This window comes from Pseudoroseomonas ludipueritiae (assembly GCF_014490445.1).
Taxonomy (GTDB): domain Bacteria; phylum Pseudomonadota; class Alphaproteobacteria; order Acetobacterales; family Acetobacteraceae; genus Pseudoroseomonas; species Pseudoroseomonas ludipueritiae.
In genome coordinates this window covers 1-23,877 of record NZ_JACTUZ010000061.1, presented here as the reverse complement: position 1 = coordinate 23,877, position 23,877 = coordinate 1, and the positions used below count along the sequence as shown (strand labels likewise).

The following is a 23,877-nucleotide window of genomic DNA, read 5'->3' as shown; positions in this document are numbered from 1 at the left end:
AAGGTCACAGGTTCAAATCCTGTCCCCGCATCCAGAATCGCCCATCCGCCATAAGGCCGATGGGCTTTTTTTTATGCCAGGAAAGCAGCCTTAGCTGCCGTTCCGGGCCGCCAGAACCAGTTTCGCAAGGTGGTCGATCAGCGGGTCCTGAATACTCAACCGCCGCAAACCTTCATGGGTCTGGAACAGATATTCGGCGGCACTGCCCAGCTGCCCGGAGGCTGTCGCCAGGCAATGCACCACCTCCGCCTCCTCCAGATCGGCATATTGCGGGCCTTCCCGGTTCACCGTGAAGGCAATGCCATGGCCGAAAACATGCCCTTCCGCATCATGCAGCGCCAGCCAGTGGGGGATATAGGCGCCGGTAAGCATCTCCCGCCGCCAGATCAGCGAGAGTTCCTGCTGCAGCACATCCTCGGCGATGCGGAAGGCAATGCCCTCGCAGGCGCCGCCTTCGTCCAGCGCCAGCACCAGGCCGGGCTTCTCCGGCGTGCCGCGCCCAACCGGGGTGGAGAGGCAGAAAGCCCGCTGCCAACCTTCCACCCGTGCAAAGCGGCTTTCCATGTAATGGATGGTGGGGTTCCAGATCAGCGAGCCATAACCGAAGAGCCAGACCGGCCCCGACGGCCGCCGCTCCAACGTTTCCTGTAAGGATCGCGCCCGTTCTTCCGGGCTCAACAGCCGGCAGCCAAAGGCGGCGCGCACCATCTCATCCAGTGAATTGCTCATCAGCCGCTCACGCGTCAGCACATGCGGCCGCGCCGGGCCTTCGGCCTCGGAGACCTCCTCGGCGCCGGGGAGCTTCTGGTCAGGAATGTCGTCGGATGTCACGCCCAGGTGCTTTCAGGACAAAGGATGAAGGGCGCCAGCACGGCAGCGCCCCTGTGCAATGCGGCAGCGCGCCAGCTGTGTCCATGGTTGCCGCGGCATCGGTGCCATGGCCGGCCCAAGGCCGCGTCTTCGCTGGACCTTGGGCGCCTGGGGCGCGATCATAGGGGGAACATGTCCGCCCCTGCCGCCTCCCTCCTGACCCCGCGTGCCGAAGCCGAGGCCGCGCAGCGCCGCGCCTCCGACCCCCGGGCCTCCGCCTGGGTGGGGGCCTCCGCTGGCTCGGGCAAGACCAAGGTGCTGACCGACCGCGTGCTGCGCCTGCTGCTGCGGCCGGAAACCAAGCCGGGGCGCATCCTCTGCCTCACCTTCACCAAGGCCGCGGCAGCCGAGATGGCGACACGCCTCGCGCGCCGCCTCGGCGAATGGGCGGTGGCCGCGGATGCGCCGCTTTCCACCAGCCTGGAGGCCCTGACCGGCCAGCGCCCCGATGCCGCCGCGCTCACCCGCGCCCGCGCCCTCTTCGCTGAGGTGCTGGACCAGCCCGGCGGCATGCGCATCGCCACCATCCATGCCTTCTGCCAGTCGGTGCTGCGCTCCTTTCCGCTGGAAGCCGGGCTGCCGCCGCAATTCACCCTGGTGGAGGAAGCCGATGCTGCCTCCATGCTGGCCGATGCGCGGGAGGGCACCCTGGCCTCCGGCCGCCTGCCGGCCGAGGCGGTGGAGGCCATTGCCGGCCTCGGCAGCCCCGAGGATTTCTCCCAGACCCTCGCGGCCCTCGTGAAATACCGGGACCGGCTGGCCAGTGCCATCGCCGCGGCCGGCGGCGTGCCGGGCTGCGATGCCGTGCTGCGCCGCCGCCTGGGCCTGCCCGCCGGTGGCTCGGAGGCCGAGGCCCTGGCCGAGGCCGTGGCGGGCATTCCCCCGGCGCTGGACCGCGCCGCCGCCCTGCTGTGCCAGAGCGGCAACGAGAACGACAAGCGCCGCGGCACCACGCTGAAGGCCTGGCTGGCCCTGCCGCCCGATGCCCGGCTGGCGCGCTGGGATGATTGGACGTCCTGCTTCCTCACCAACGACGGCAAGCCCTATGCCGACCGCTCCCTCGCCACCAAGGGCGGGCTGAAGGATGCTTTCAACGAGACCATCGGCATTCTGCGCGCCGAGGCCGACCGCGTCTTCGCCTTTGAGGAAACCCGGCGCGGCTGGCGGCTGCACGCGGCCTCGCTGTCCTTGCTGGCGCTCGCCCAGCCGGTGCTCTCCGCCTATACCGCCCGCAAGGCCCGCGCCGGCGCGGTGGATTTCGACGACCTGATCGCCGCCGCCCAGCGCCTGCTGACCGACCCGGGCAGCGCCTGGGTGCTCTACAAGCTCGATGGCGGCCTGGACCACCTGCTGCTGGACGAGGCGCAGGACAGCAACCCGGCCCAATGGGACATCGCCAACAAGCTGGCCGAGGAATTCTTCGCCGGCCAGGGCACGCGCGACGAGGCGGCCATCCGCAGCGTCTTCGCGGTGGGCGACGAGAAGCAGTCCATCTACGGCTTCCAGGGCGCCGATGCCGCCGGCTTCACCGAGTGGCGCGGCAAGTTCTCCTCCCTCGTGCCGCAGGCCGGCGCGCGCTTCGAGGCCGTGCCGCTGCAGGTCTCCTTCCGCTCCACCGCGCCGGTGCTGGCGCTGGTGGATGCCGTTTTCGCCGAAGGCCCGGCCCGGCGCGGCGTGGTGGGGGATGACGCGCAACTGGCCCATCGCGCCGACCGTATCGGCGAGGCCGGGCTGGTGGAGATCTGGCCCCCCATGGCCGAGCCGCCGCGCGAGAACCCCGAGCCCTGGCAGGTGCCGCAGCAAGCCGTGGGCCAGGCCAATGCCGCCGCCCTGCTGGCCGAGAGCCTCGCCGCCCGCATCGCCCGCATGGTGCGGGAGGAAACGCTGCCCTCCCAGGGCAACCGGCCGATCCGCCCCGGCGACATCCTGGTGCTGCTGCGCCGCCGCACCGGCTTTTCCGACCTGCTGGTGGCGGCGCTGAAGAAGCAGGGCATCGCCTGCGGCGGCGTGGACCGGCTGCAACTCGTGGAACAGATCGCGGTGCAGGACCTGCTGGCCCTGCTGGACGTGCTACTGCTGCCCGAGGACGATCTCCAGCTCGCCGCCGTGCTGAAAAGCCCGTTGGTGGGGCTCGCGGAAGACGAACTCTTCCGCATCGCCCATGGCCGGGAACAGCCGCTCTGGTGGCGCGTGCTGGCCGAGCGCGGGCAGGACACCACGCTCGGCCGCGCCGCCGAATGGCTGGCCGACCTCGCCGACCAGGCGGACCTGCACACGCCGCATACCCTGCTGGCCGAGGTGCTGGGCATCCATGGCGGCCGCGCCCGGCTGCTGGCGCGCCTCGGCCCCGATGCCGCCGACCCGCTGGACGAGGTGCTGAACGCGGCCCTCACCTACGAATCCCGCCACCCGCCCAGCCTCCAGGGTTTTGTTCAATGGCTGCGGCGCGGCGGCGCCCTGGTGAAGCGCGAGGCGGAAAGCGGCGTCGATGCCGTGCGCCTGCTGACGGCGCATGGCGCCAAGGGTCTCCAGGCCCCCGTGGTCATCCTGCCCGATATCGGCAATGGCCTGAACCGCGACACCCTGCGCTGGAGCGAGGCCGAGCCGCCGCTGCCCTTCTGGGCCCCGCGCAAGGAATTGCATGCCCCCGCCTGGGCCGAGCTGGCCGAGGCCGATGCCCTGGCCCGCGAGGCCGAGGAAAACCGCCTGCTCTATGTCGCGCTGACCCGGGCGGAGGACCGGCTGCTGGTCTGCGCCCCCGGCGAGCCCAAGCCCGGCAGTTGGTACGACCTGGTGGCCCAGGGCTTTTCGCGCCTCCCCGGCGTGCAGGAGGCGGCCTTCGAGCCCGCCGCCTTCGGCGCCCCGCCCGCCGCCAGCTTCGATGGCCCGCTGCGCTGGTTCTCCAGCGAGCAGACGGCGCCGCCGCGTCCCGCCGCCTGCCATGCCGGCGCCGTGGTGCCGCAGGTGCCGCCGGACTGGGCCAGCCGCCCGCCGCCGGCGGAAAGCGCGCTGCTGACCTATACGCCCTCCGCCCTGCCAGGGGAGGAGGAGACGCCTGCCGCCGCCCCGCATGGCGCCGCCGACCCCGCCGGCAGCCGATTCCGCCGCGGCCGCATGATCCATGCGCTGATGCAGCACCTGCCGGAATACCCGGCCGCCGAGCGCCGCCGCGTCGGCACCGCCTTTCTCTCCCGCCCCGGCCAGGGCCTGACGCCCGAGGAACAGGCGGCGACGCTGGAAGAAGTGCTGGCGCTGCTGGAACACCCGGACCTGGCGGATGCCTTCGCCCCTGGCTCCCTGGCCGAGGCGCCGATCGCGGGCATCTCCGGCGGCGTGCGGCTGGTGGGGCAGGTGGACCGGCTTTCGGTGCGGCCGGACCGGGTGATCGTGCTGGACTACAAGTCCAACCGCCCGCCGCCGCAGGCGCTGGAGGGGGTGCAGCCGCTCTACCTGCGGCAGATGGCGGCCTACCGGGCGCTGCTGCAACAGATCTGGCCCGACCGCCCGGTGGAATGCTGGCTGGTCTGGACCTGGACAGCGCATGCGATGCAACTGCCCGAAACTTTGCTGGACCGGCACAGCCCCTCCCGCTAGACTCAGGCTTCCGCTCGCGCACGTCCCCGTGCGCGGCGCCTTGCCACGCTTCTGGCCGGCAACCCATCCCTATGCCTCATGGTTCTGGACTCGCGTCCGGCAATTCCGCCGCGATCCGGCCCGGGGAGGCGTTGCGTGATATCCAAGTCGTGGACCGGAATGGCCGGCCTGATGGGTTTGCTGGCCCTGCCACTCATCCTGTCTGGCTGCGACGATGCCGCTTCCAAGGCGCAGGCGGCGCAAAGCCTTCCCACCCCCCATGCGCGTGAGGCGCAGGACCTGGCCGAGGCCCGGCTGCGGGAGGCGCTGCGTGGCGATCTGAGCTTCAGCCAGGTGCAGGCCTTCCGGCAGGCGGGGGGCGAGATGGTGGCGGTCTGCGGCCAGGTGGCGCTCCAGGGCGGGCAGAAGGCGCCCTTCGTGTCCCTGGTGACGATGCGCCCGGAGGGCGCGGCGGAGGCCGCCCCGGCGGTGGAGCAGCATGTCGCCACCGACGACGTCTCCGCCACCCGTGTCTACGTCGAGACCCGCACCCGCTGCACCGAGAAGGCCGCCGTGGCCACCACCCAGCGCCTGACGGCGCCGCCGCCGCTGCCGGCCATTCCGGCCGACCTGCGGACCCTGGCCCCGCCGGCGCCGCCCCAGGTGGCGCGCATGGAGGCCGAGGCTGCCCAGGCCAGCGCCCAGGCCCGTGGCGGCATCGCCATGCGGCAGAACGGCAACCTGCGTACCCAGCCGGGTGGCGAGGTGCTGCGGGTGGTGCCGCGCGGCACCAGCCTGAAGGTCTTCGCCGAGGCGCCGGGCGGCTGGCTGCAGGTGGGCCAGGGCGCGGCCGAGGGCTGGATGCATTCCACCATGGTGAACCGCACGCCATTCCCCGCCGCCGCGCCGACGCTGACCACCGCCGCGCGCTGAAGCCCGCCCTGTGCTAAGCCTGGGGTTCTGAACCGCAGGCAGACAGGGCATGGACAAGCGCGCATCCCGCATCGCTTTCATCGGCACCGGTGGCACCATGGCCTCGCTGGGGCGGGGGCCGCTGGATATCCAGGACTACGGCGTGGCGGGACAGGTGATGGATGCCACCGCCATCCTGGCCCGCGTGCCGGAGCTGGCGGCGGTCGCGGATGTCTTTCCGGTGCCCTTCAGCGCGGTGATCTCCTCCCATATCGGCTTCAAGGAATGGCGCGCCCTGGCGCTGGAATGCGAGCGGCTGGTGGCGGCGGAGCCGGACCTCGCCGGCATCGTCATCGGCCATGGCACCTCCACGTTGGAGGAGACCGCCTATGCCCTCTCCCTGACGCTGAAGGTTCCTGTGCCGGTGGTGATGGTGGGGGCGCAGCGCCCGGCCTCGGCGCTCTCCTCCGACATGGGCATGAACCTGCTGAACGCGGTGCGGGTGGCCGCCAGCCCGGCGGCGCGCGGCCTGGGCGTGCTGGTGCTGCTGAATGACGAGATCCATGCGGCGCGGGAGGTGAGCAAGACCTCCACCTGGCGCCTGCAGACCTTCCGCACGCCGGATTTCGGCGCCCTGGGCCATGCCGATGGCGACCGCGTCGCCTTCTACCGCCGCCCGCTGCGCCGCGTGGCGCCGGAGACGGAATTCGACATCCGCAGCCTGCCGGCCCTGCCGCGGGTCGATATCGCCTATTCCCATGCCGATGCCGATGGCACCGCCATCCGCGCCTTCGTGGCGGCGGGGGCGCAGGGCATCGTCAGCGCCGGCTTCGCCCCCGGCTCCGGCACGCCGGCGGAAGTGGAGGCGCTGCGGCAGGCCATCGCCTCCGGGGTGGTGGTGGTGCAATCCACCCGTGTCGGCAGCGGGCGCGTCGTGATCGGGGAGCGGATGGGGCGGGACGGCTTCCTTTCCGCCGACAACCTGACGCCGCAGAAGGCGCGCATCCTGCTGGCCCTGGCGCTGACCGTGACGCGCGACCCGGCAGACATCACCCGCATCTTCGAAAGCTATTGAGCGGCCGGCGCCGCGGGGCCCCGGCCATGGGCCGGGCCCCGCGCCACCCTCAGCAGTCGTGCGGCAGCGGCTCCAGCGTCTCGAGGCTGCCGTCCATGATGAAGTCGCCGAAATCCATCTTCATCTCGTCGGCGATGCCATTGGCGAAGTAGCGCAGCCCCACCTCGTAGGACGGCGTGCTGGCCCCGGCCGTGGCATCGCGGTCGAAGAAGGCGATGCGCATCCGCGCGCTGGCCTGGTTGGCCAGCAGCGGGAAGCGGGGATTGGCCTGCGGCGGCGTCCAGGGCGAGAGGATGGTGGTGCTGTCCTGCGCGCCGTCGTCATTGGTGCCGTCGAAGAGCGGCACGTTCAGCATCTTCTGCCCCGCCTTGGCCATGGCCAGGGTGCGGATGGTATGCGCCATGGGCAGGATGGTGCCGGGGGGCAGGGTCAACTCCTGCACCTCCGGCTGCTCGTAGCGCACAGTGCCGCCCTTGTCGCCGTCCAGCTCCGCCTCGCCCGCGACGCGCTGGGTGACGGCGCCCTGCGCCATCTGCGTCAGGGTGAAGCGCAGGCGCTTGCCGTCCTTGCTTTCCCAGGTGGAATAGTCGGAGCCGGTGTCCACCGTGTCCCCGGCCTTGTCCACCACGTTCAGCGTCAGGCGCTGGCGGGTGGTCCAGCCGTCGCAGGCATCCCGCACCTCGAAGAGCATGGCGCCCTGGGCCTGCACCACCTGCCCATCGGGGCGGACGCTGGCCAGGCTCAGGCGATAGGCGGCGCGGTGGGCCGCCATGGCCTGCGCGCCCTCGGCCGGCGTGGCCTGGGTGGCATTGGGCGTCACGGCGGGCGCCGCCGGGGCCTGGGCCCCGGAAGGTGTGGCAAGGCCCAGCACCAGGGCGGCCGCCACGGCGGTGGTCCCAAGCAGGTCGCGCAGCCGCATGGCCATGTGCTCCTTCAGTCCGGTTTCTGTCCGGAGAGTTAGGGTGCCTTCGGTGCCGCCGCACCCTTGGCCGGCGGCAAATCCAGCTTGATGGACAGTTCTTTAAGCCGCGCGGGTTCCACGGCGGCCGGCGCGCCCATCATCAGGTCCTGCCCCTGCTGGTTCAGCGGGAAGAGGATGACCTCGCGGATATTCGGCTCGTCGGCCAGCAGCATCACCATGCGGTCGATGCCGGGGGCCGAGCCGCCATGCGGCGGCGCGCCGTAGCGGAAGGCCGCCAGCATGCCGCCGAAGCGTTCCTCGACCGTCTGCTCGGTATAGCCGGCGATCTCGAAGGCGCGGATCATGATGTCCGGGCGGTGGTTGCGGATGGCGCCCGAGGACAGCTCAATGCCGTTGCAGACGATGTCGTACTGGAAGGCCTTGATCTCGAGCGGGTCCATCGTGTTCAGCGCCTCCAGGCCCCCCTGCGGCATGCTGAAGGGGTTGTGGCTGAAATCGACCTGCCCGGTTTCCTCGTTCAGCTCGTACATCGGGAAATCGACGATCCAGCAGAAGCGGAACTCGCCCTGCTCGATCAGCCCCAGCTCCTCGCCCAGCTTGGTGCGGACCTTGCCGGCGAATTTGGGCGTCTCGTCCTTCTTGCCGGCGGCGAAGAAGACGGCGTCGCCGGGCTGCAGGTCGCAGGCGCTCCGGATGGCCTCGACGCGCTCGGCCTCCAGGTTCTTGGCGATGGGGCCCTTGGGGCCTTCGGCGGCGAACTGGATATAGCCCAGGCCCCCGGCGCCCTCGGCGCGGGCCCATTCGTTCAGCTTGTCGAAGAAGCCGCGCGGGTTGCCGGCAGCCCCCGGCGCCGGGATGGCGCGCACGATGCCGCCGCCCGCCACGACCTTGGAGAAGAGCCCGAAGCCGGAATCACGGAAGTGTTCCGTCACATCCGTGATCTTCAGCGGGTTGCGCAGGTCCGGCTTGTCCGAGCCATATTCCAGCATCGCCGTGTCATAGGGGATGCGCGGGAAGGGCGCGGGCGTCACCTTCCGGCCGCCGCCGAACTCGTTGAAGATGCCTTCCATCACCGGCTCGATCGCCGCGAAGACGTCTTCCTGTGTCACGAAGCTCATCTCGAAGTCGAGCTGGTAGAACTCGCCGGGCGAGCGGTCGGCGCGGGAAGCCTCGTCGCGGAAGCAGGGGGCGATCTGGAAGTAGCGGTCGAAGCCCGCCACCATGGCCAGCTGCTTGAACTGCTGCGGGGCCTGCGGCAGGGCGTAGAAGGTGCCAGGATGGTTGCGGCTGGGCACCAGGAAGTCCCGCGCGCCCTCGGGGCTGCTCGCCGTCAGGATCGGCGTCTGGAATTCCGTGAAGCCCTGCTCGATCATGCGGCGGCGGATGGAGGCGATGACGCCGGCGCGCAGCATGATGTTGCGGTGCTGCTTCTCCCGCCGCAGGTCCAGGAAGCGGTAGCGCAGGCGCAGGTCCTCGGGGAATTCCTGCTCGCCGGCCACCTGGATGGGCAGCACATCGGCGTGGGACTGCACTTCAAGGGCGCGCACCCGCAGCTCGATGGCGCCGGTGGGCAGCTTGTCGTTCACCGTGCCGGGCTCGCGCGCCACGACCTCGCCGGTGACGGTGATGACGCTTTCCGGCCGGATGGCATCGGCACTCGCGAAAACCTCGGAGCCGGCGGGGAAGACGCATTGCGTCAGGCCGTAATGGTCGCGCAGGTCGATGAAGAGCAGACCGCCATGGTCGCGCTTGCGGTGCACCCAGCCGGAAAGGCGCGCGGTCTGGCCGGCGTCGCTGGCGCGCAGCGCGCCGCAGTGATGAGTCCGGTAGGCGTGCATGGCGAATAAAACCCCGGGGAACGGAAAAACGGGCGAAGAAGGGGCGGGGCAGGCCGGCATGTCAAGGCCGCTGTGGCCTTTGTGGCCGGGGGGCGGCTTTGCGCTTGGCCCCGGCTTCGCTAGAACCTGTGCAGAATGAGCCGACGTCAGCAGGCCCAGGACGCCGCCCCTGTCCTGATCACCACCACGGACGAACTCGCCGCGCTGTGCGCCCGGCTGCGCGAGGAACCCTTCGTCACCGTCGATACCGAGTTCATGCGGGAGAGGACCTATTGGCCCGAACTCTGCGTGGTGCAGCTCGGCGGCGCCGAGGATGTGGCGGTGATCGACGCCATGGCCGAGGGGCTGGACCTCGCCCCCCTGGGCGAGTTGCTGGCCGACCCCAAGGTCATAAAAGTCTTCCATGCCGCGCGGCAGGATGTGGAGATCTGCATCCTGCGCTTCGGCGCCCCGCCCCGGCCGCTCTTCGATACCCAAATCGCCGCCATGGTGGCCGGCTTTGGGGACCAAGCCAGCTATGACAGCCTGGTGCGCGGCTTGGCCGGCGCCTCCATCGACAAGGCGCACCGCTTCTCCGACTGGGCGGCGCGCCCGCTTTCCCCCGCGCAGATCGCTTATGCCGCCGCCGACGTGACGCACCTCCGCCGCGTCTATACCGCCCTGCTGGAGCGGCTGACGCAGGAAGGCCGCCTCTCCTGGGTGGCCGAGGAAATGGCGGAACTGACCGACCCCGCCACCTATCGCCAGGACCCCGAGACGGCCTGGGAGCGGCTGAAGCCCCGCACCAGCAACCGCCGCTTCCTGGCCGCCCTCCGCGCCGCCGCCGCCTGGCGGGAGCGGGAGGCGCAGCGCGTGAACATCCCCCGCCAGCGGCTGGTGCGGGACGAGACGCTGCTGGAGATCGCCGCCACCGGCCCCACCACCACCGCCGAGCTGAGCCGGGCGCGGGGCATCAGCAAGGGCTTCGCGGAAGGCAAGACCGGCGCCGGGCTGCTGGCGGCGCTGGCCGCCGCCAAGGCCCTGCCGGAGGAGGAACTGCCCGAGGCGCCGCGCGAGCCGCGCCAGGGCCCGCCGGCCTCCCCGGCGCTGGTGGCGCTGCTGAAGGTGCTGCTGGCCGCCAAGGCCGAGGAACATGGCGTGGCGCCCAAGCTGATCGCCAGTTCCGACGAGCTGGAGCGCCTGGCCGCCGAGGCGGAGCCGGAGGTGCCGGCGCTGCATGGCTGGCGGCGGCTGGTCTTCGGCCAGGCGGCCATGGCGCTGAAGGGCGGCAAGCTGGCGCTGGGCGTCGAGGGCCGCAAGGTCAAGCTGATCCAGAGCTGAGGGCGCCGGGCGCCGCCTCGGTGGGTGGCGCCGGGCTTGGCAGGCGCGGCAGCAGCATGCTGCAGCGCAGCCCCTGCCGCGTGAAGTCCAGGGTGGCGACCAGCCCGGAGCGCGTGCTGAGCCCGCGTTCCAGCAGCCGCATCCCGAAGCCCTTGCGCGGCGGCGGTCCCTCCAGTGGCGGGCCGCCCTGCTCCCGCCATTCGACACGCCGGGCATCGCCTTCCTGCTCCGTCCGGCAGGTGATGCTGACATGGCCGCCGGGAACCGAAAGGGCGCCGTATTTGGCGGCATTGGTGGCCAGCTCGTGCAATGCCATGGTCAGGGACAGCGCCTGGGCCGGGGAGAGCACCTCGCTCTCGGCACAGCCGCTCAGATCCAGGCGGATGCCGCTGCCGCTCGCCACGGCGGCCTCGACCACGTCCCGCAGCGCCGCGCCACGCCATTCCGCGCGGGTCAGCAGGTCATGGGCGCGGGCCAGGGCGGTCAGCCGCGCCTGGAAGGCGGAGCCGAAGGTGGAGAGGCTGGCGGAGCCCCGCGCCGTCTGCAGCGCCATGGACTGCACCACGGAAAGGGTGTTCTTGACCCGGTGGTTCAGCTCCAGCGTCATCAGGCTCTGGCGGACCTCGGCGGAAGCGCGCTCCATGGCCGCCCAGGCCCGCTCCGCCGCGCCGCGCGCGAAGGAAACCTCGTCATCGCTCCAGGCCCGGGGGGTGGCATTGTGCACGAAGAGAAAGGACACGATCCGGCCGCCATCCACCACCGGCGCCCAGATAAAGGCGCGGATGGAGAGGGCCTGGTGCGCCGGGTAGGATTTCAGCGTCCGGGGGTCCGTCGCGGTATCGGCGACGGAGGTGCCTTCCAGCGGGCCGATGGAATCGGCGTAATTGTCCCAGAACTCGCGCAGGTTCCATTGCCCGGCGATGCTCTCAACACTGCCATCGGTCCAGTCCCGCTCCACCCAGGAGGCTTCCGCCGGATCGGTGATGGCGAAGCCGGCGCGGGAGGCGCCCAGGGTGCGCCCGATCACCTCGGCCGCGGCATGGGAGATCTCCCCCGGCTCCCGCAGCTCGCGCAGGCGGTCGCCCAGTTCCACCAGGGCCTCCAGCCGCGCCTCGGAAGCCTTGCGGTCATGGATATCCTCGCTGGTCCCATACCAGAGCAGGATACGCCCCGCCGCGTCCCGGCGCGGATTGGCGCGGCTGCGGAACCAGCGGAAACGGTCGCGCACGCGCATGCGCGCTTCGCCATCGAAGGCTTCGCCGGTGGCGAGGCTGTGCCGCCATTTCCCGCCGATGCGGGCCCGGTCGTCAGGATGGACGGCCTCCAGCCAGCCCCAGCCCCGGGTTGCCTCCAGCGTCATGCCGGTCAGGGCGGTCCAGCGCGGGCTGAAATCGGTCAGGCCGCCTTCCGGGTCGGCGGTCCAGGGGATCTGCGGGCTCAGCTCGACGGTGTAGCGCAGCTTCTCCTCGCGCTGCCGCAGGGCCTCCGCCGCCTGCTGCTCCCGCGTCCGGTCGCTGAGGATCAGCAGGAGGCCGGCCGGCTGCATTCCCGCGCCGCGCAGCACCGTCATCCAGCCGCTGGCCCAGACGCGCCCGCCATCGGCACGCCGGCGCCAGCCCTCGACCGCCGCCTGCCCCTCGGCCATGGCCAGGGCAGCTTCCCGGGCGGGAAGGCCCGCGGCACGCTCTTCCGGCATGAAGAAGGTCTCATAGGGCAGGCCGATGACCTCGCCGGCCTGCCAGCCCAGCAGCCGCCCGGCGCCCCTGGTCCAGGATGTCACCCGCAGCGCGATATCCAGGGTCACGATGGCATGGCCGGTGGCGCTGTCGAGCAACTGGCGCAGCCGCTCCCGCGCCGCCTGAAGCTCGCCCCGCGCCGCCGCCAGTTCCGCCTCCAGGGTAGGGGAATGCCCGGGAAAGGGCAGCCCAGTGTTCCGTTCCGCCATGTCCTGCCCCTTCCGCCATGCGGCTCGTCAGCGGGCTTACGACGAGTTTGTGCGCCGCGGCGGATTGTAAACGCGGCAAGGCCGCATCGGATGGCGGGCTTCACGCGGGCGGGAAAGCCGCGCCCGGCGGCATCGCCTTGGCGGGAGGCGGCTGCGCGGGAGCCGTTGGTCTGGGGCGGGCCGGTGCCGCCGCCCGGCCGGGGCCTGCCCTAGACCGCGCCCTGGGCCCAGCCCACGATCCGCCCCGCCGGCATGGCCCCCGCCTGCCGCGCCACTTCCCGCCCGCCGGCGAAGATCGCCAGGGTCGGGATGGAGCGGATGCCGAGTTCCTGCGCCAGGCGTGGCGCTTCCTCGGTGGAGACCTTCACCAGCCGCATGCGCGGCTCCAGCGCCTGGGCGGCGGCCTCGAATTGCGGCGCCATGGCATGGCAGGGGCCGCACCAGGAGGCCCAGAAATCCACCAGCAGCGGAATGCCGCTATGGGCGACATGGCGGCGGAAACGCTCCTCCGTCAGCGGCACGGGCTTGGCCTGGAACATCGGCTGGTGGCACTGGCCGCAGCGCGGGCCATCGGCGAGGCGCGCGGTGGGGACGCGGTTCAGCGCGTCGCAATGCGGGCAGACCAGGGTGGTGCTGTCGGTCATGCGGGGCTCCAGCCCTTGGGCGTGACGGGGATGCGCAGGTAGCGCACGCCATTCGCTTCCGCCTCGGGGAAGCGGCCGGCGCGGATATTCACCTGGATGGAAGGCAGCAGCAGCAGGGGCGCGGCCAGCTTGGCATCGCGCTCGGTGCGGAAGGCGACGAATTCCTCCTCGGTCTTGCCGTCCTTCACATGCGGGTTATGGGCGCGCTGCTCGGCCACCGTGCTTTGCCAAGCGAAGCTGTCACGGCCCGGCGCCTTGTAGTCGTGGCACATCCAGAGCCGCGTCCGCGGCGGCAGGGCCAGCAGGCGCTGGATGGAGCGGTAAAGCTGCCGCGCGTCGCCGCCGGGGAAATCGGCCCGCGCGGTGCCATAGTCATGCATGAAGAGCGTGTCGCCCACGAAGACATCGTCGCCGATGCGATAGGCGATATCGGCGGGGGTATGGCCGGGCACATGCAGCACCTCGACCGTCAGCTCCCCCAGCGGAAAACGCTCGCCATCGCGGAAGAGGCGGTCGAAATCACCGCCATCCGGCTTCACGTCATCGGCGGCGAAGACCGGGCGGAAGATCTTCTGCACTTCCCTGATATGCTCGCCGATGCCGATGGGCGCGCCGCTGCGGGCCTTGAAATAGGGGGCGGCGGTCAGGTGGTCGGCATGGGCATGGGTTTCCAGCACCCATTGCAGCCTCACGCCTTCCTCGGCGGCGGCCTGGAGGATGCGGTCGGCGAAGCCGGTATCGGCTTCGCCGGAGCGGTTGTCCCAGCCCAGCACCGGGTCGATCACCGCGCCCGCGCGGCTGGCGGGGTCCCAGACGAGGTAGCTGACCGTGTTGGTCGGCTCGTCGAAGAAGGCGCGAATGGCCGGCTGTTCCATGGGTCGTCTCCTCCTGCCCCTCCAGTTAGGCAGGCGGGGCAGGCATGGGAAGGGCCGCGCCTCAGGCGGTGGCGAAGAGCCGCTCCACATCCTCCCGCCGGCAGAGCTGGGTGCCGGGGCGCAGCAGCGCCGCCGCCCCCGCCGCCATGCCGAAGCGCACCGCCTGGCGCGGCGCCTCGCCGCGCGAGAGGGCCAGGGCCATGGCGGCCACCATGCTGTCGCCGGCGCCCACCGTGCTGCGCACCGGCACGGGGATGGCGGGGAACTGTTCCTGCTCCTCCCGCGTGATCAGCATGGCGCCTGCACTGCCGAGGGAGAGCACCACGATCTCGGCGATCCCTTCCTCCATCAGCCCGCGCGCGGCCACCACGCGGGCGGCGGCATCGGGCAACTCGCGCCCGGCCAGGGTCTGCAATTCCCGCAGGCTGGGCTTGATCAGATAGGCGCCGCGCGTCTGCCGCAGCGCCGGGCCGGAACTGTCCACGATCAGGCGGGGGCCGCCCGGGGGCAGCATGGCGCCGAGGCGGGCATAAACATCCGCCGGCACGCCCGGCGGCAGGCTGCCGCTGCCCACCACGAAATCGGCATCCCGGGCGCGTTCGGCCACCGCCTCGAGGCAGGCATCCAGTTCCACGGCGCTGAGGTCCGGGCCGGGCAGCACGAAGCGGAATTCCCCGCCGCCTTCCACGCGCTCGGCCACTGTGAAGCTTTGCCGCGTCTCGTCGGCAATGGGCACGGCATGGGCCCACAGCCCGGTGCCGCGCAGGGCCGAGAGCAGCGCCTGCCCGGTGGGGCCGCCGGCGGGAAACACCGCCTCGGCCTCGCCGCCCAGGGCATCCACCACCCGCGCCACATTGATGCCGCCACCGCCGGGGTCCCGGCGCGGCACATCGCAGCGCAGCTTGTGTTCGGGCACCACGCGCTCGGTGGCGGTGGAGATATCGAGCGCGGGGTTGAGGGTCAGGGTCACGATCATGGGGCCAGACTAGAGCGCCCCAGGCCCCGGCGTCATGTCAGGGCGTGTAACGGTGCCGGGGGGCGCGCCGCGCCCCCCGCCATCCGGCTTCAGGCGGCGTGCAGCGCCTTCCAGACCACTTCCGGCGTCGCCGGCATGTCCAGATGGGTGATGCCATCGACCGAGAGCGCATCCACCAGCGCGTTCATCACGGCTGGCGGCGAGCCCACCGCGCCGGCCTCGCCCGCGCCCTTCACGCCCAGCGGGTTGGTCTCGCAGGGGATTTCCACGAGTTCCACCTCGATGGAGGGCACATCCGCCGCGCGCGGCAGCGCATAGTCGTTGAGGCTGGCGGAGACGAGCTGGCCGGTCTCGGGGTCATAGACGGTGCGTTCCATCACCGCCTGGCCGATGCCCTGCACCACGCCGCCATGCACCTGCCCGCGCACGATCAGCGGGTTGATGGCATGGCCCACGTCATCCACCACGATGTAGCGGTCGATGGCGATATGGCCGGTCTCCGGGTCCACCTCCACCTCGGCGATGTGGCAGCCGTTGGGGTAGGTGCCATGCGGCACGGCGGCCACCTCGGCGGCGTCCAGGGTGGTGGCGCTCTCGCCGCGCGCGGCGCGGGCGCGCTGCGTCGCCGCCAGTTCCAGGATGCCGATGCCGCGGTCGGTGCCGGCGATGCCGAAGCGCCCGCCCTCGAATTCGATATCGGCCGCCGCCGCTTCCAGCACCTCGCCGGCCGCCTGCTTGCCCTTCTCGATCACGGTCGCGGCGGTGGCGAGCAGCGCCGTGCCCTCGGAATACAGGCTGCGCGCGCCGCCGGTGCCGCCGCCGGAAGGTGCTGCATCCGAATCGCCCTGCAGGATGCGGATCTTGTCCATGGGGATGCCGAGCTGGTGGTGCGTCAGCATGGCATAGGCCGTCTCATGCCCCTGGCCGGTGGATTGCGTGCCCACCAGCACATCGACATAGCCGTCCTCGGCGAAGCGGAACTCGGCACGCTCGCTGGGGTCGCCGCCGGTGGCTTCCAGGTAATAGGCCATGCCGATGCCGCGCCGCAGCCCCTTGGCGGCCGAGGCCGCGCGCCGCGCCGCGAAGCCGGCCCAGTCGGACTTGGCCATGGCCTTGTCCAGCACCTGGCTGAAATCGCCCGAATCGTAGTTCTGGCCGACCGGGGTGGTATGCGGCATGGCGCTCTGCGGCACCATGTTGCGGCGGCGCAGCTCGATGCGGTCCATGCCCAGCTCGCGCGCCGCCGAATCGATCAGCCGCTCCACCAGGTAGTTGCTTTCCGGCCGCCCGGCGCCGCGATAGGCATCCACCGGCACGGTATTGGTCACCACGCCCAGCACATTGGCGTAGATGGCCTCGAAGCCATAGACGCTGGCCAGAACCTTGGTGCCCGCCCCGCAGGGGATGAAGGGTGCGAAGGTGGAGAGATAGGCCCCCATGTCGGCGTAGTTGCGCGTGCGCAGCGCCAGGAACTTGCCGTCCTTGTCCAGCGCCAGCTCGCCTTCCGTCAGGTTGGCGCGGCCCTGGGTGTCGGACTGGAAGGCCTCCATCCGCTCGGACGCCCATTTCACCGGGCGGGAGAGGCGGCGCGCCGCCCAGCAGCAGAGCGCGTATTCGGCGTAGAGGAAGATCTTCATGCCGAAGCCGCCGCCCACATCCGGGGTGACGACGCGGAAATTCTCCGGCGGCAGGTGGAAGACCGACTTGCCGAGCAGGTCCTTGATCAGCCAGGAACCCTGCGTGCCGGCATGCAGCGTGAAGCGGCGGCTGGCGGGGTCGTATTCCGCCAGGGCGGCGCGGCCTTCCATGCTGTTCACGACGATGCGGTTGTTCACCACCGTCAGCTTGGTGACATGCGCCGCGCTGGCAAAGAGCGCATCGGTCTTGGCCTGGTCGCCCACCGCCCAGTCGAAGCAGATGTTGCTGGCGGCGCTGTCCCAGACCTGCGGCTGCCCGGCCTCCGTGGCGGTGGCGAGGTCGGTGGCGGAAGGCAGGATATCGTAATCCACCATCACCGCCTCGGCCGCGTCGCGCGCGAGCTGCACGGTGTCGGCGACGATGAAGGCCACCGGGTCGCCCACGTGGCGCACCCGCTCCACTGCCAGGCCGTAGCGCGGGGTATTGGCGCGCAGGCTGCCGTCGCGGTTCTTCAGCGGCACGGCGCAGGGGATCTCCCCCAGCCCATCGGCCAGCCAGTCCTGCCCCGTCAGCACCGCATGCACGCCGGGCAGGGCGAGGGCGGCGCTGGCATCGATGGACACGATCCGCGCATGGGCATGCGGGCTGCGCAGCAGGTAGCCATGCAACTGCCCGGGCACCGAGATGTCATCGGTATAGCGGCCGTTCCCCTTCAGCAGCCTGGGGTCCTCGACGCGCCGCACGGATTGGCTGAGGCCGAACTTCGCCATGGACATGCTCCCGCATTTCTTCTCGGCCCGCATCATCGGACGAGGCGGCGGCAAAAGGGAAGGGGGGTCGCGATCAAGTCGGGCGGGGCTTGCGGCGCCGCCGCGCCAGGCGCACTTCCGCCGCCATGAGCTTCCCTGCCCCCCGCGAGCTTTCGCCCCGCCTGCTCTCCCGCCTGCCGGACCGCCACCGCAGCCCCCGCCGCACCGCCTGGGCCGATGCCCATCTCGGCGGGCGGGAGGTCGACAGCGCGCTGGACGCGCCCTGCTTCGACGCCGCCGGCAACCTGCATGCGGTGGACACCGCCTTCGGCCGCGTCTTCCGCGTGACACCCACGCAATGGCCGGTGGTGGCGGAATACGAGGGCTGGCCCGCCGGCCTCGCCACCGGCCCCGCCGACAGCCTGCTGCTGGCCGACCGCCGCCATGGGCTGATGAGCCTGGATGCCGCCAGCGGCGCCATCGCCCCCCTGCTGGAGACGGCGGGCGGCGAGGGCTTCAAGGGCCTCGGCGCCGTGGCCACCGGCCCCGGCGGGCAGGTGCTGCTGAGCGACTCCGGCCGCAGCGGCTTGCAGGATGCGGGCGGGTGCCTCTGGCGCTTCTGGCCCGATGGCCGGCTGGACCGGTTGATGGGCCGCATCCCCGGCCCGCGCGGCATCGCTCTCGGCCGTGGCGGCCGCCATGCCTTCCTGGCGGTGGCGGGCTCCGCCGAGGTCTGGCGCTTCGCCCTGGACGAGAACGCGCCGGCCGGCATGACAGGCCTGTTCTTCCGCGCCCCCGGCGGCATTGCCGGCCCCGCCGGGCTGGCGGTGGACGCGCATGACCGGCTTTTCGTCGCGCAGCCGGGCCATGGCATGGTCTGGGGCCTGGATGCCTTCGGCGTGCCGGTGCTGGCCATCGACTGCCGCGGCTTCGGGCGTTCGCCGACCGGCCTTTGCATGGCGCCGGATGGCATCACGCTGCTGGTGACGGAAGCGGAAAGCGGCAGCGTGCTGAGCGTGGAACTGCCGGCGCCGTGAATTCAGAAAAAGGCCACGTGGGCTGAAGCCGCAGTCGCCGGAGGTCCATGACCTCCGGCGGAACCACCGTGCCACCAGCACCAAACTGATGGCGGGGTCTGGGGGTGACACTGTCACCCCAGCGGGGTGGTCTGGAGGGGCGGAGCCCCTTCAGCCTTCCCTGCTCAGCCTTCCCCCGCTCAGCCTTCCATCGTCACGCCGGTCAGCCGCGCCATTTCCGCCCAGCGTTCCACTTCCGCGCGCTGGAAGGTGGCGAATTCAGCCGGCGGCAGCGGGTCCGGCGTGAAGCCGGCGCCGGCGAGGCGGGCGGCCACATCGGCCTCGCCGAGCGCGGCCAGCATGGCATCGGCGATGCGCTTCACCACCGCCGCGTCCGTGCCGGCGGGGGCGAAGAGGCCGAACCAGGCATCCACCGCCAGGTAGGGTGCGCCGGCCTCGGCGGCGGTCGGGATCTCCGGGAAGTCCTTCAGGCGCGCGGGGGCGCCGATTTCCAGCGCGCGCAGCCGCCCCTCGCGCACCAGCGGCGCCACGGAGGGGAAGGTGGCCACGTAGAAATTCACGATGCCGGCCACCGTGTCGGTCGCCGCCGGGGCAGCGCCGCGATAGGGCACGTGGGTGGCGTCCAGCTTCTCCCGGCGCGAGAGCGTCTCGGAGATCACGTGGCTGGCGGAGCCGGCCTGGGAGGAGGCGTAGGTCAGCCGCTCCTTCCTGCCGCGCGCGATGAGATCCGCCAGCGTCTTGTCCGGCGCATTGGCCGGCACCACCAGGGCGTGGTGCACGGTGGCCAGCTTGGCCACGGGAGCGAAGCTGTCGGTGACGTGGTAGGGCAGGCGCTGCATCATCGACTGGTTGCTGGCATGGGTCTGGTTGTGGCCCAGCACCAGCGTATTGCCGTCGGGGGCGGAACGCGCGGCGGCCTCGGTGCCGATGATGCCGCCGGCGCCGGCGCGGTTGTCCACCACCACCGGGCGGTCCAGCGAGACCTGGGCCTTGTCCGCCAGGGCACGGGCCAGGATGTCCGTGGGGCCGCCCGGCGGGGCGGGCACGATCAGCTTCAGGGGCGCGTTCTGGGCGCGGGCGAGGCCGGGCAGGGCCAGGCCGGCGGCGAGGCCAGAAGCCAGAAGGGTGCGGCGGTGCATGCGTCGTTTGCTCCCATGTCCCCTGCCCGGCGGCGGGAGGGTTCTTGCGCCCCGGTTGAGACCAGCGGCGGGCCAGAAACAAGGGCCTTGGCGGCCCGGCGGCGTGGTCCGCCCCCGCAATGGCCTGTGGCCGCCGCGGCGCCAGCTTGTCAATCGGCGGTGGCGGGCGGCGGTGCCTTGGGTGGCAGGGGAAAGAGGCTGGGCAACTGCCCGGCCAGGGCACGGTCGCCGCTGAGGCGCAGGGCGCCGGCCGCTTCCAGTGCCGCCCAGGGCTGGCCGCCATAGATGGCGGCGGCGATGGCGCGCGGCGCGCCTTCCAGCAGCAGGTCGGCGCCTTCCACCGGCCCGGCGGCGATCTCGATCCACCCGCCGGAAAGCCGCGCAAGGTAATCCTGCCCTTCCAGCCGGAAGCCGATTCGCGACTCGATGCCCGCCGCCCGCGCCGGGTCCAGCATGGTGCGCAGCGAGAGCAGCAGGGAGGCGGCGCTGAAAGGCAGCGCCGGGTCATGGAAGGGGGAGCGCGCGGCCCAGCGGCCCAGGGCCTGGAAGACCGGCTCGCTTTCCAGCCCCCAGGGCGTCAGCGCATAAACGGGGGCATTGGCAGGCGGCGGCAGGCGGCGCCGCTCCAGGATGCCGGCGGCTTCCAGTCCCTCCAGCCGCTGGGTCAGCACATTGGCGCTGATGCCGGGCAGGCTGGCGCGCAATTCACCGAAGCGGCGGGGGCCGAAGATCAGCTCCCGCATCACCAGCAGCGCCCAGCGTTCCCCCACCAGATCCAGCCCATGGGCGGCGGCGCAGGCATCCTCGTACCAGCGGCGCTGAGGGGGCTTGGCCCCTTCAGTCACTTTTTCTAACTTCATGGTTGCTTTTAATAACCGAATCGGGGCCTGATCGGCAACGTCAACAACCACAGAAGGAGGAAACCATGGCCCGCATGATCTTCGTGAACCTGCCCGTCAGCGACCTGACGCAGTCGATCGCCTTCTACGAGGCCATCGGCGCCGTGAAGGACGCGCGCTTCAGCGACAACACCGCCGCCTGCATGACGATCTCGGAGAGCATCCACGTCATGCTGCTGACCCACCCGAAGTTCCGCCAGTTCACGCCCAAGGCCATCGCCGATGCCCGCGCCAACTCCGAGGTGCTGCTGGCCCTTTCCGCCGAGAGCCGGGAGGCCGTGGATGGCATGGTGGAACAGGCCACCGGCGCCGGCGGCAAGGCCGACCCGGGCCCGCGCCAGGAGCACGGCTTCATGTATGGCCGCAGCTTCGAGGACCCGGATGGCCATATCTGGGAGGTGATGTGGATGGACCTGGCCGCCTTCGAGGCCGCCACGGCAGCGGCCGGGCGCTGAGCCCATGTCCTGCACCCTATCGCGCCTCACCACCTGCCTCTGGTTCGACGGGCAGGCGGAGGAAGCGGCGGAATTCTATGTCGCCACCTTTCGCGCCGCCGGGCGCGAGGCCGCCATCGGGCCGATGCTGCGTGTCGGCGAGGCCGGGCCGGACCCGCAGGGGCGCCCGCTGGTGGTGCCCTTCACGCTGGACGGGCAAAGCCTGATGGGCCTCAACGGCGGCCCGCACCACCGCTTCACCCCCGCCGTCTCCCTGGCCGTGCGCTGCGCCGACCAGGGGGAGCTGGACCATTTCTGGCACCGGCTGCTGGAAGGCGGCCAGCCCGACCAATGCGGCTGGCTGACGGACCGCTTCGGCCTCTCCTGGCAGGTGGTGCCGCAGCCGCTGATCGAGATGCTGGGCGATGCCGATACCGCCGCCGCCGGCCGCGCCATGCGGGCCATGATGGGCATGGTGAAGCTGGATATCGCCGCCCTGCGCCAGGCCTTTGGGGAGGCCGCGCCCGCGAAGGCGTGACACGGCGCGGCATCGACACCGGCCGCGCCATCCCTACATGCCCGTGATCCACCCTTCAGGCGGGAGGCAGGATCATGGCTCTGCACCGGTTCGGACGGCGCCTCGGCGCTGGCCTTGTTGTCGCGGCGCTCGGGGCGACGGGCGCCGCCGCGCATCACGGCTGGTCCTGGGCGGAAGGCGAGCAGCACGAGCTGCGCGGCACCATCCGCGAGATCTATATCGGCCAGCCGCACCCGACGCTGCGGGTGGAAACGGCGCGGGACGGCGTCTGGATCGTCGAGCTGGGCAATCCCAGCCAGACCGCCCGCGCCGGTTTCACCGAAGGCTCGGCCAAGCCGGGCGACGCGGTGGTGGCGCTGGGCAACCGTTCCCTCCAGGCCGGGGAGAAGCGGATGAAGGCGGTGCGCATCACGGTGGGCGAGCGCCGCTACGACATCTACCCCGACCGCATCCAGGGCTGAGCGCCGGCGCCGGTGGAATGGCTGGCGCAATGGCCGGTGGCGGTGGCGCTGCGGCAGTCCGCCCTAGCCTACCCGCTGGTGAACGCGGCGCATATCCTGGGCATCGGGCTGCTGCTGGGCAGCATCGCCACGCTGGATCTGCGGATGCTGGGGCTGTTCCGCGCGGCGCCCATGGCGGTGCTGGCGCCGCCGCTCTGGCGGATGGCGGGTTGCGGGCTGGGGCTGGCGGCGGCCACGGGCTTCCTGCTCTTCAGCACGCGGCCGGGCGCTTATCTCGATAACCCGGCCTTTCTGCTGAAGCTGGGGCTGCTGGCCCTCGGCCTGCTGAACATCCTGGCGCTGCACCTCAACCCGGCCTGGAAGCGGGCCCTTGCGGGCGGCGAGGCCGGGGCGGCACTGCGCCTGCCGGCCCTGCTCTCGCTGCTGGCCTGGGTGGGCGCGGTGCTGTCGGGGCGCTGGATCGGCTTTCTGCTGTGACCCGGCGCCCCTGATGGCCTAGCGCGTGGCCGCCGTGCGCCGGCGCAGCGGTTCCAGCCGGCGCAGCGGGTCGCGGGCGATCCTGGCGCAATCCGCCCCGGTGGTGCCGGAAGAAGCCTGCTTCTGCTTCCAGAGCAGCGAGAGCTTGGACAGGCCCCGGCCATCGGCCCGCAGAGCCCCTATCCGCCGCGCGAGGTCATCGCCGTTCATGTCGGTCCTCCGGTTCTTGTTCTATCAACCATATGGGGCAGCCTCTCCCGGCCAGGGAAGCCCCGGCCGGTCAGGAGGCCGTGAGGGGCCAGGCCGCCGCCTCAGCGCGCGAAGCCGGCGATGCCGTCCCGCAGGCTCGCCGCCCGCCCGTCCCGCGTCACTTCCCAGAGCGGATTGTCCACCGACAGGCGCTGGCCGCCGTCGCGCTGGATCGGGCGGATCAGCACGCCGCCGCGCCCGCGGCTCTCGGCGCCGAAGAGGTTCAGCGGGATGCGGACATAGATGCCCTTGTCGAAGGAGCCCTCGCCGAATTGCGCCGCCGAGACATTGGTGAAGGTTGCGAAGCCGCCGACCTCGATGCCGCTGGCGAAGCGGCGGCCCAGCTCGAAGGTCGCGCCCCAGTCCCGCGCCAGGTACTTGCCCGCCCGCACCACGCCGTAGAGGTTGAAGAAGGGCAAATCGGCATAGAGCGAGAGATGCCCGGTGGTGGTGCTGTAGTTGCGGAAGCCGAGCCCGCCGTCGAAATCCCGCTGCCGCACCCAGTTCAGGTCCAGGCCCAGGGCAAAGCCGCGGTCGAAGGGCCGCCACAGCACCTCGCCCGAGGCACCGCCGAACATCGGCTCCAGCCAGCCCAGCGTGGCGCGGGCGAAAACATCGGGCGCCAGGTTCCAGATGCGCTCGGCGTAGAGGCCAGGGATGGAGGTCTTTCCCTCGGCGGCATAGCGGCCATAGTCGGTGCGCACATGCGGCAACTGGCTGTCGGAAGGCGGGCCATCGTCCAGGTTGCCCAGCAGCACCTGCTGCACGCTGCCCGCCAGCCGGAAGCCCGCGCCCAGCGCCACCTGCCCGCCCGCCGCCACGCCGGTCTGCCAGCGCAGGGTGCGCGTCGGGTCGCCCAGTTGCAGGGAAAGGCGCGGCTCCACCCCCCAGTCCCAGGCGACGCCGCCGGGCTCCAGGCTGCCGGGCGGGATGTCGCCGGTGGCGGGGCGGGGAAAGGCGGTGGCCCAGGCCTCCTCCGGGCTGGCGCGGCCGGTGGCCGTGGCTTCCAGCACGGCGCGGGGGATATCCAGCACCGCGATCTCCACCCCCGCCTGCCACCAGCGGATGCGCAGCATTTCCACCTGGGCAGGCAGCAGCGGCTGGGTGGCGCGCAGCACCCGCGCCGCCACCTGCGGCTGGCCGGGAAAGCGGCCGCCCTCCACCGCGATCTCGGCCAACTGGCCATCCAGCCGGAAAGCCACGGGCGTGAAGCCGGCTTCCGTCAGCGCGGCGAAGACCGGGCCGGCCAGCGCGGCATCGTCCACCGGCGCGGCGCTGGCGGCGGGGCGGGGGCGCAGGGGCGGCG

At 71.6% G+C, this 23,877-nt stretch carries 21 protein-coding genes; 9 read left to right on the top strand and 12 right to left on the bottom strand.

From position 1 onward, the window contains the following. Positions 1-90: 90 nt before the first annotated feature. Positions 91-831: a gamma-glutamylcyclotransferase gene (locus tag IBL25_RS14255; RefSeq protein ID WP_367615611.1), complete on the bottom strand. Its 741-nt coding sequence runs from the start codon at positions 829-831 to the stop codon at positions 91-93. A 171-nt stretch (positions 832-1,002) separates the two neighbouring features. Here IBL25_RS14255 and addA point away from each other — a divergent pair, with 171 nt between their 5' ends. The 3 genes from addA to IBL25_RS14240 all read left to right on the top strand — a co-directional run bounded on the left by addA (position 1,003) and on the right by IBL25_RS14240 (position 6,430). Next, positions 1,003-4,464, top strand: a complete 3,462-nt coding sequence (gene addA / locus IBL25_RS14250; RefSeq protein ID WP_187779211.1) for a double-strand break repair helicase AddA — start codon at positions 1,003-1,005, stop codon at positions 4,462-4,464. 135 nt (positions 4,465-4,599) lie between these two features. Beyond that, the gene (locus IBL25_RS27580; protein WP_187779210.1) at positions 4,600-5,376 is read left to right on the top strand and encodes an SH3 domain-containing protein; all 777 of its coding nucleotides are present in this window, start codon (positions 4,600-4,602) and stop codon (positions 5,374-5,376) included. Positions 5,377-5,425: 49 nt separating this feature from the next. Beyond that, positions 5,426-6,430 carry an asparaginase gene (locus tag IBL25_RS14240; protein WP_187779209.1) on the top strand — a complete coding sequence of 335 codons (1,005 nt, stop codon included), beginning with the start codon at positions 5,426-5,428 and terminating at the stop codon, positions 6,428-6,430. A gap of 49 nt (positions 6,431-6,479) precedes the next feature. On the opposite strand, the gene IBL25_RS14235 is transcribed toward IBL25_RS14240, so the two are convergent. Together IBL25_RS14235 and aspS are read right to left on the bottom strand one after the other, a co-directional pair. After that, positions 6,480-7,349: a cell envelope integrity EipB family protein gene (locus IBL25_RS14235; protein WP_187779208.1), complete on the bottom strand. Its 870-nt coding sequence runs from the start codon at positions 7,347-7,349 to the stop codon at positions 6,480-6,482. Between the two features lie 38 nt (positions 7,350-7,387). Then, entirely contained in the window at positions 7,388-9,190 is a 1,803-nt protein-coding gene (aspS, locus tag IBL25_RS14230) for an aspartate--tRNA ligase (RefSeq protein WP_187779207.1), read from the bottom strand. 135 nt (positions 9,191-9,325) lie between these two features. Here aspS and rnd point away from each other — a divergent pair, with 135 nt between their 5' ends. Further along, positions 9,326-10,510: a ribonuclease D gene (gene rnd / locus IBL25_RS14225; RefSeq protein WP_187779206.1), complete on the top strand. Its 1,185-nt coding sequence runs from the start codon at positions 9,326-9,328 to the stop codon at positions 10,508-10,510. Here the strand turns inward: rnd and IBL25_RS14220 are convergent. The 5 genes from IBL25_RS14220 to IBL25_RS14200 all read right to left on the bottom strand — a co-directional run bounded on the left by IBL25_RS14220 (position 10,491) and on the right by IBL25_RS14200 (position 17,358). Next, entirely contained in the window at positions 10,491-12,455 is a 1,965-nt protein-coding gene (locus IBL25_RS14220) for a PAS domain-containing sensor histidine kinase (protein ID WP_187779205.1), read from the bottom strand. The two genes, rnd and IBL25_RS14220, sit on opposite strands and share 20 nt — an antisense overlap. A gap of 209 nt (positions 12,456-12,664) precedes the next feature. Beyond that, positions 12,665-13,099, bottom strand: a complete 435-nt coding sequence (gene trxC, locus IBL25_RS14215) for a thioredoxin TrxC (protein ID WP_187779204.1) — start codon at positions 13,097-13,099, stop codon at positions 12,665-12,667. Further along, positions 13,096-13,974: an MBL fold metallo-hydrolase gene (locus IBL25_RS14210; protein ID WP_187779203.1), complete on the bottom strand. Its 879-nt coding sequence runs from the start codon at positions 13,972-13,974 to the stop codon at positions 13,096-13,098. Before IBL25_RS14210 ends, trxC begins: the two co-directional genes overlap by 4 nt. A 61-nt stretch (positions 13,975-14,035) precedes the next feature. After that, positions 14,036-14,944, bottom strand: coding sequence for a 1-phosphofructokinase family hexose kinase (locus IBL25_RS14205; RefSeq protein ID WP_202986774.1), 909 nt, complete (start codon positions 14,942-14,944; stop codon positions 14,036-14,038). A 95-nt stretch (positions 14,945-15,039) separates the two neighbouring features. After that, complete coding sequence (locus IBL25_RS14200) at positions 15,040-17,358, bottom strand: xanthine dehydrogenase family protein molybdopterin-binding subunit (protein WP_187779212.1); 2,319 nt, start codon at positions 17,356-17,358, stop codon at positions 15,040-15,042. Positions 17,359-17,483: 125 nt separating this feature from the next. Between IBL25_RS14200 and IBL25_RS14195 the strand changes: the two genes are divergently transcribed. Beyond that, positions 17,484-18,374: an SMP-30/gluconolactonase/LRE family protein gene (locus IBL25_RS14195; RefSeq protein WP_187779201.1), complete on the top strand. Its 891-nt coding sequence runs from the start codon at positions 17,484-17,486 to the stop codon at positions 18,372-18,374. A 179-nt stretch (positions 18,375-18,553) separates the two neighbouring features. Here the strand turns inward: IBL25_RS14195 and IBL25_RS14190 are convergent, their stop codons facing one another. Together IBL25_RS14190 and IBL25_RS14185 are read right to left on the bottom strand one after the other, a co-directional pair. Then, positions 18,554-19,513, bottom strand: coding sequence for a Bug family tripartite tricarboxylate transporter substrate binding protein (locus IBL25_RS14190; RefSeq protein ID WP_187779200.1), 960 nt, complete (start codon positions 19,511-19,513; stop codon positions 18,554-18,556). Between the two features lie 149 nt (positions 19,514-19,662). Further along, a complete protein-coding gene (locus IBL25_RS14185; protein ID WP_239419615.1) occupies positions 19,663-20,358 on the bottom strand; it encodes a winged helix-turn-helix transcriptional regulator in 696 nt (231 codons plus the stop codon). Between the two features lie 80 nt (positions 20,359-20,438). On the opposite strand from IBL25_RS14185, the gene IBL25_RS14180 reads away from it, so the two are divergent. The 4 genes from IBL25_RS14180 to IBL25_RS14165 all read left to right on the top strand — a co-directional run bounded on the left by IBL25_RS14180 (position 20,439) and on the right by IBL25_RS14165 (position 22,322). Further along, on the top strand, positions 20,439-20,867 hold the full coding sequence (locus IBL25_RS14180) for a VOC family protein (RefSeq protein ID WP_187779198.1): 429 nt from the start codon (positions 20,439-20,441) through the stop codon (positions 20,865-20,867). 4 nt (positions 20,868-20,871) lie between these two features. After that, the gene (locus tag IBL25_RS14175; protein WP_187779197.1) at positions 20,872-21,384 is read left to right on the top strand and encodes a VOC family protein; all 513 of its coding nucleotides are present in this window, start codon (positions 20,872-20,874) and stop codon (positions 21,382-21,384) included. Positions 21,385-21,458: 74 nt separating this feature from the next. Further along, positions 21,459-21,845: a DUF6152 family protein gene (locus tag IBL25_RS14170; protein WP_187779196.1), complete on the top strand. Its 387-nt coding sequence runs from the start codon at positions 21,459-21,461 to the stop codon at positions 21,843-21,845. A 12-nt stretch (positions 21,846-21,857) separates the two neighbouring features. Next, complete coding sequence (locus IBL25_RS14165) at positions 21,858-22,322, top strand: DUF2214 domain-containing protein (RefSeq protein WP_187779195.1); 465 nt, start codon at positions 21,858-21,860, stop codon at positions 22,320-22,322. An 18-nt stretch (positions 22,323-22,340) separates the two neighbouring features. Here the strand turns inward: IBL25_RS14165 and IBL25_RS14160 are convergent, their stop codons facing one another. Together IBL25_RS14160 and IBL25_RS14155 are read right to left on the bottom strand one after the other, a co-directional pair. Continuing rightward, the gene (locus IBL25_RS14160; RefSeq protein ID WP_187779194.1) at positions 22,341-22,532 is read right to left on the bottom strand and encodes a hypothetical protein; all 192 of its coding nucleotides are present in this window, start codon (positions 22,530-22,532) and stop codon (positions 22,341-22,343) included. A gap of 101 nt (positions 22,533-22,633) precedes the next feature. Beyond that, positions 22,634-23,877, bottom strand: a 1,244-nt coding sequence (locus IBL25_RS14155; protein WP_187779193.1) for a YjbH domain-containing protein, incomplete at its 5' end; no start/stop codon positions are given.

What these genes read in the sequence shown, in the direction of transcription:
- rnd (WP_187779206.1), top strand. Translation starts at nt 9,326, where the DNA reads ATGAGCCGACGTCAGCAGGCCCAGGACGCCGCCCCTGTCCTGATCACC.
- IBL25_RS14195 (WP_187779201.1), top strand. Translation starts at nt 17,484, where the DNA reads ATGAGCTTCCCTGCCCCCCGCGAGCTTTCGCCCCGCCTGCTCTCCCGC.
- IBL25_RS14220 (WP_187779205.1), bottom strand. Translation starts at nt 12,455, where the DNA reads ATGGCGGAACGGAACACTGGGCTGCCCTTTCCCGGGCATTCCCCTACC.
- addA (WP_187779211.1), top strand. Translation starts at nt 1,003, where the DNA reads ATGTCCGCCCCTGCCGCCTCCCTCCTGACCCCGCGTGCCGAAGCCGAG.
- IBL25_RS14170 (WP_187779196.1), top strand. Translation starts at nt 21,459, where the DNA reads ATGGCTCTGCACCGGTTCGGACGGCGCCTCGGCGCTGGCCTTGTTGTC.
- IBL25_RS14180 (WP_187779198.1), top strand. Translation starts at nt 20,439, where the DNA reads ATGGCCCGCATGATCTTCGTGAACCTGCCCGTCAGCGACCTGACGCAG.
- IBL25_RS14235 (WP_187779208.1), bottom strand. Translation starts at nt 7,349, where the DNA reads ATGCGGCTGCGCGACCTGCTTGGGACCACCGCCGTGGCGGCCGCCCTG.
- IBL25_RS14160 (WP_187779194.1), bottom strand. Translation starts at nt 22,532, where the DNA reads ATGAACGGCGATGACCTCGCGCGGCGGATAGGGGCTCTGCGGGCCGAT.
- trxC (WP_187779204.1), bottom strand. Translation starts at nt 13,099, where the DNA reads ATGACCGACAGCACCACCCTGGTCTGCCCGCATTGCGACGCGCTGAAC.
- IBL25_RS14190 (WP_187779200.1), bottom strand. Translation starts at nt 19,513, where the DNA reads ATGCACCGCCGCACCCTTCTGGCTTCTGGCCTCGCCGCCGGCCTGGCC.
- IBL25_RS14210 (WP_187779203.1), bottom strand. Translation starts at nt 13,974, where the DNA reads ATGGAACAGCCGGCCATTCGCGCCTTCTTCGACGAGCCGACCAACACG.
- IBL25_RS14240 (WP_187779209.1), top strand. Translation starts at nt 5,426, where the DNA reads ATGGACAAGCGCGCATCCCGCATCGCTTTCATCGGCACCGGTGGCACC.
- IBL25_RS14175 (WP_187779197.1), top strand. Translation starts at nt 20,872, where the DNA reads ATGTCCTGCACCCTATCGCGCCTCACCACCTGCCTCTGGTTCGACGGG.
- aspS (WP_187779207.1), bottom strand. Translation starts at nt 9,190, where the DNA reads ATGCACGCCTACCGGACTCATCACTGCGGCGCGCTGCGCGCCAGCGAC.
- IBL25_RS14200 (WP_187779212.1), bottom strand. Translation starts at nt 17,358, where the DNA reads ATGGCGAAGTTCGGCCTCAGCCAATCCGTGCGGCGCGTCGAGGACCCC.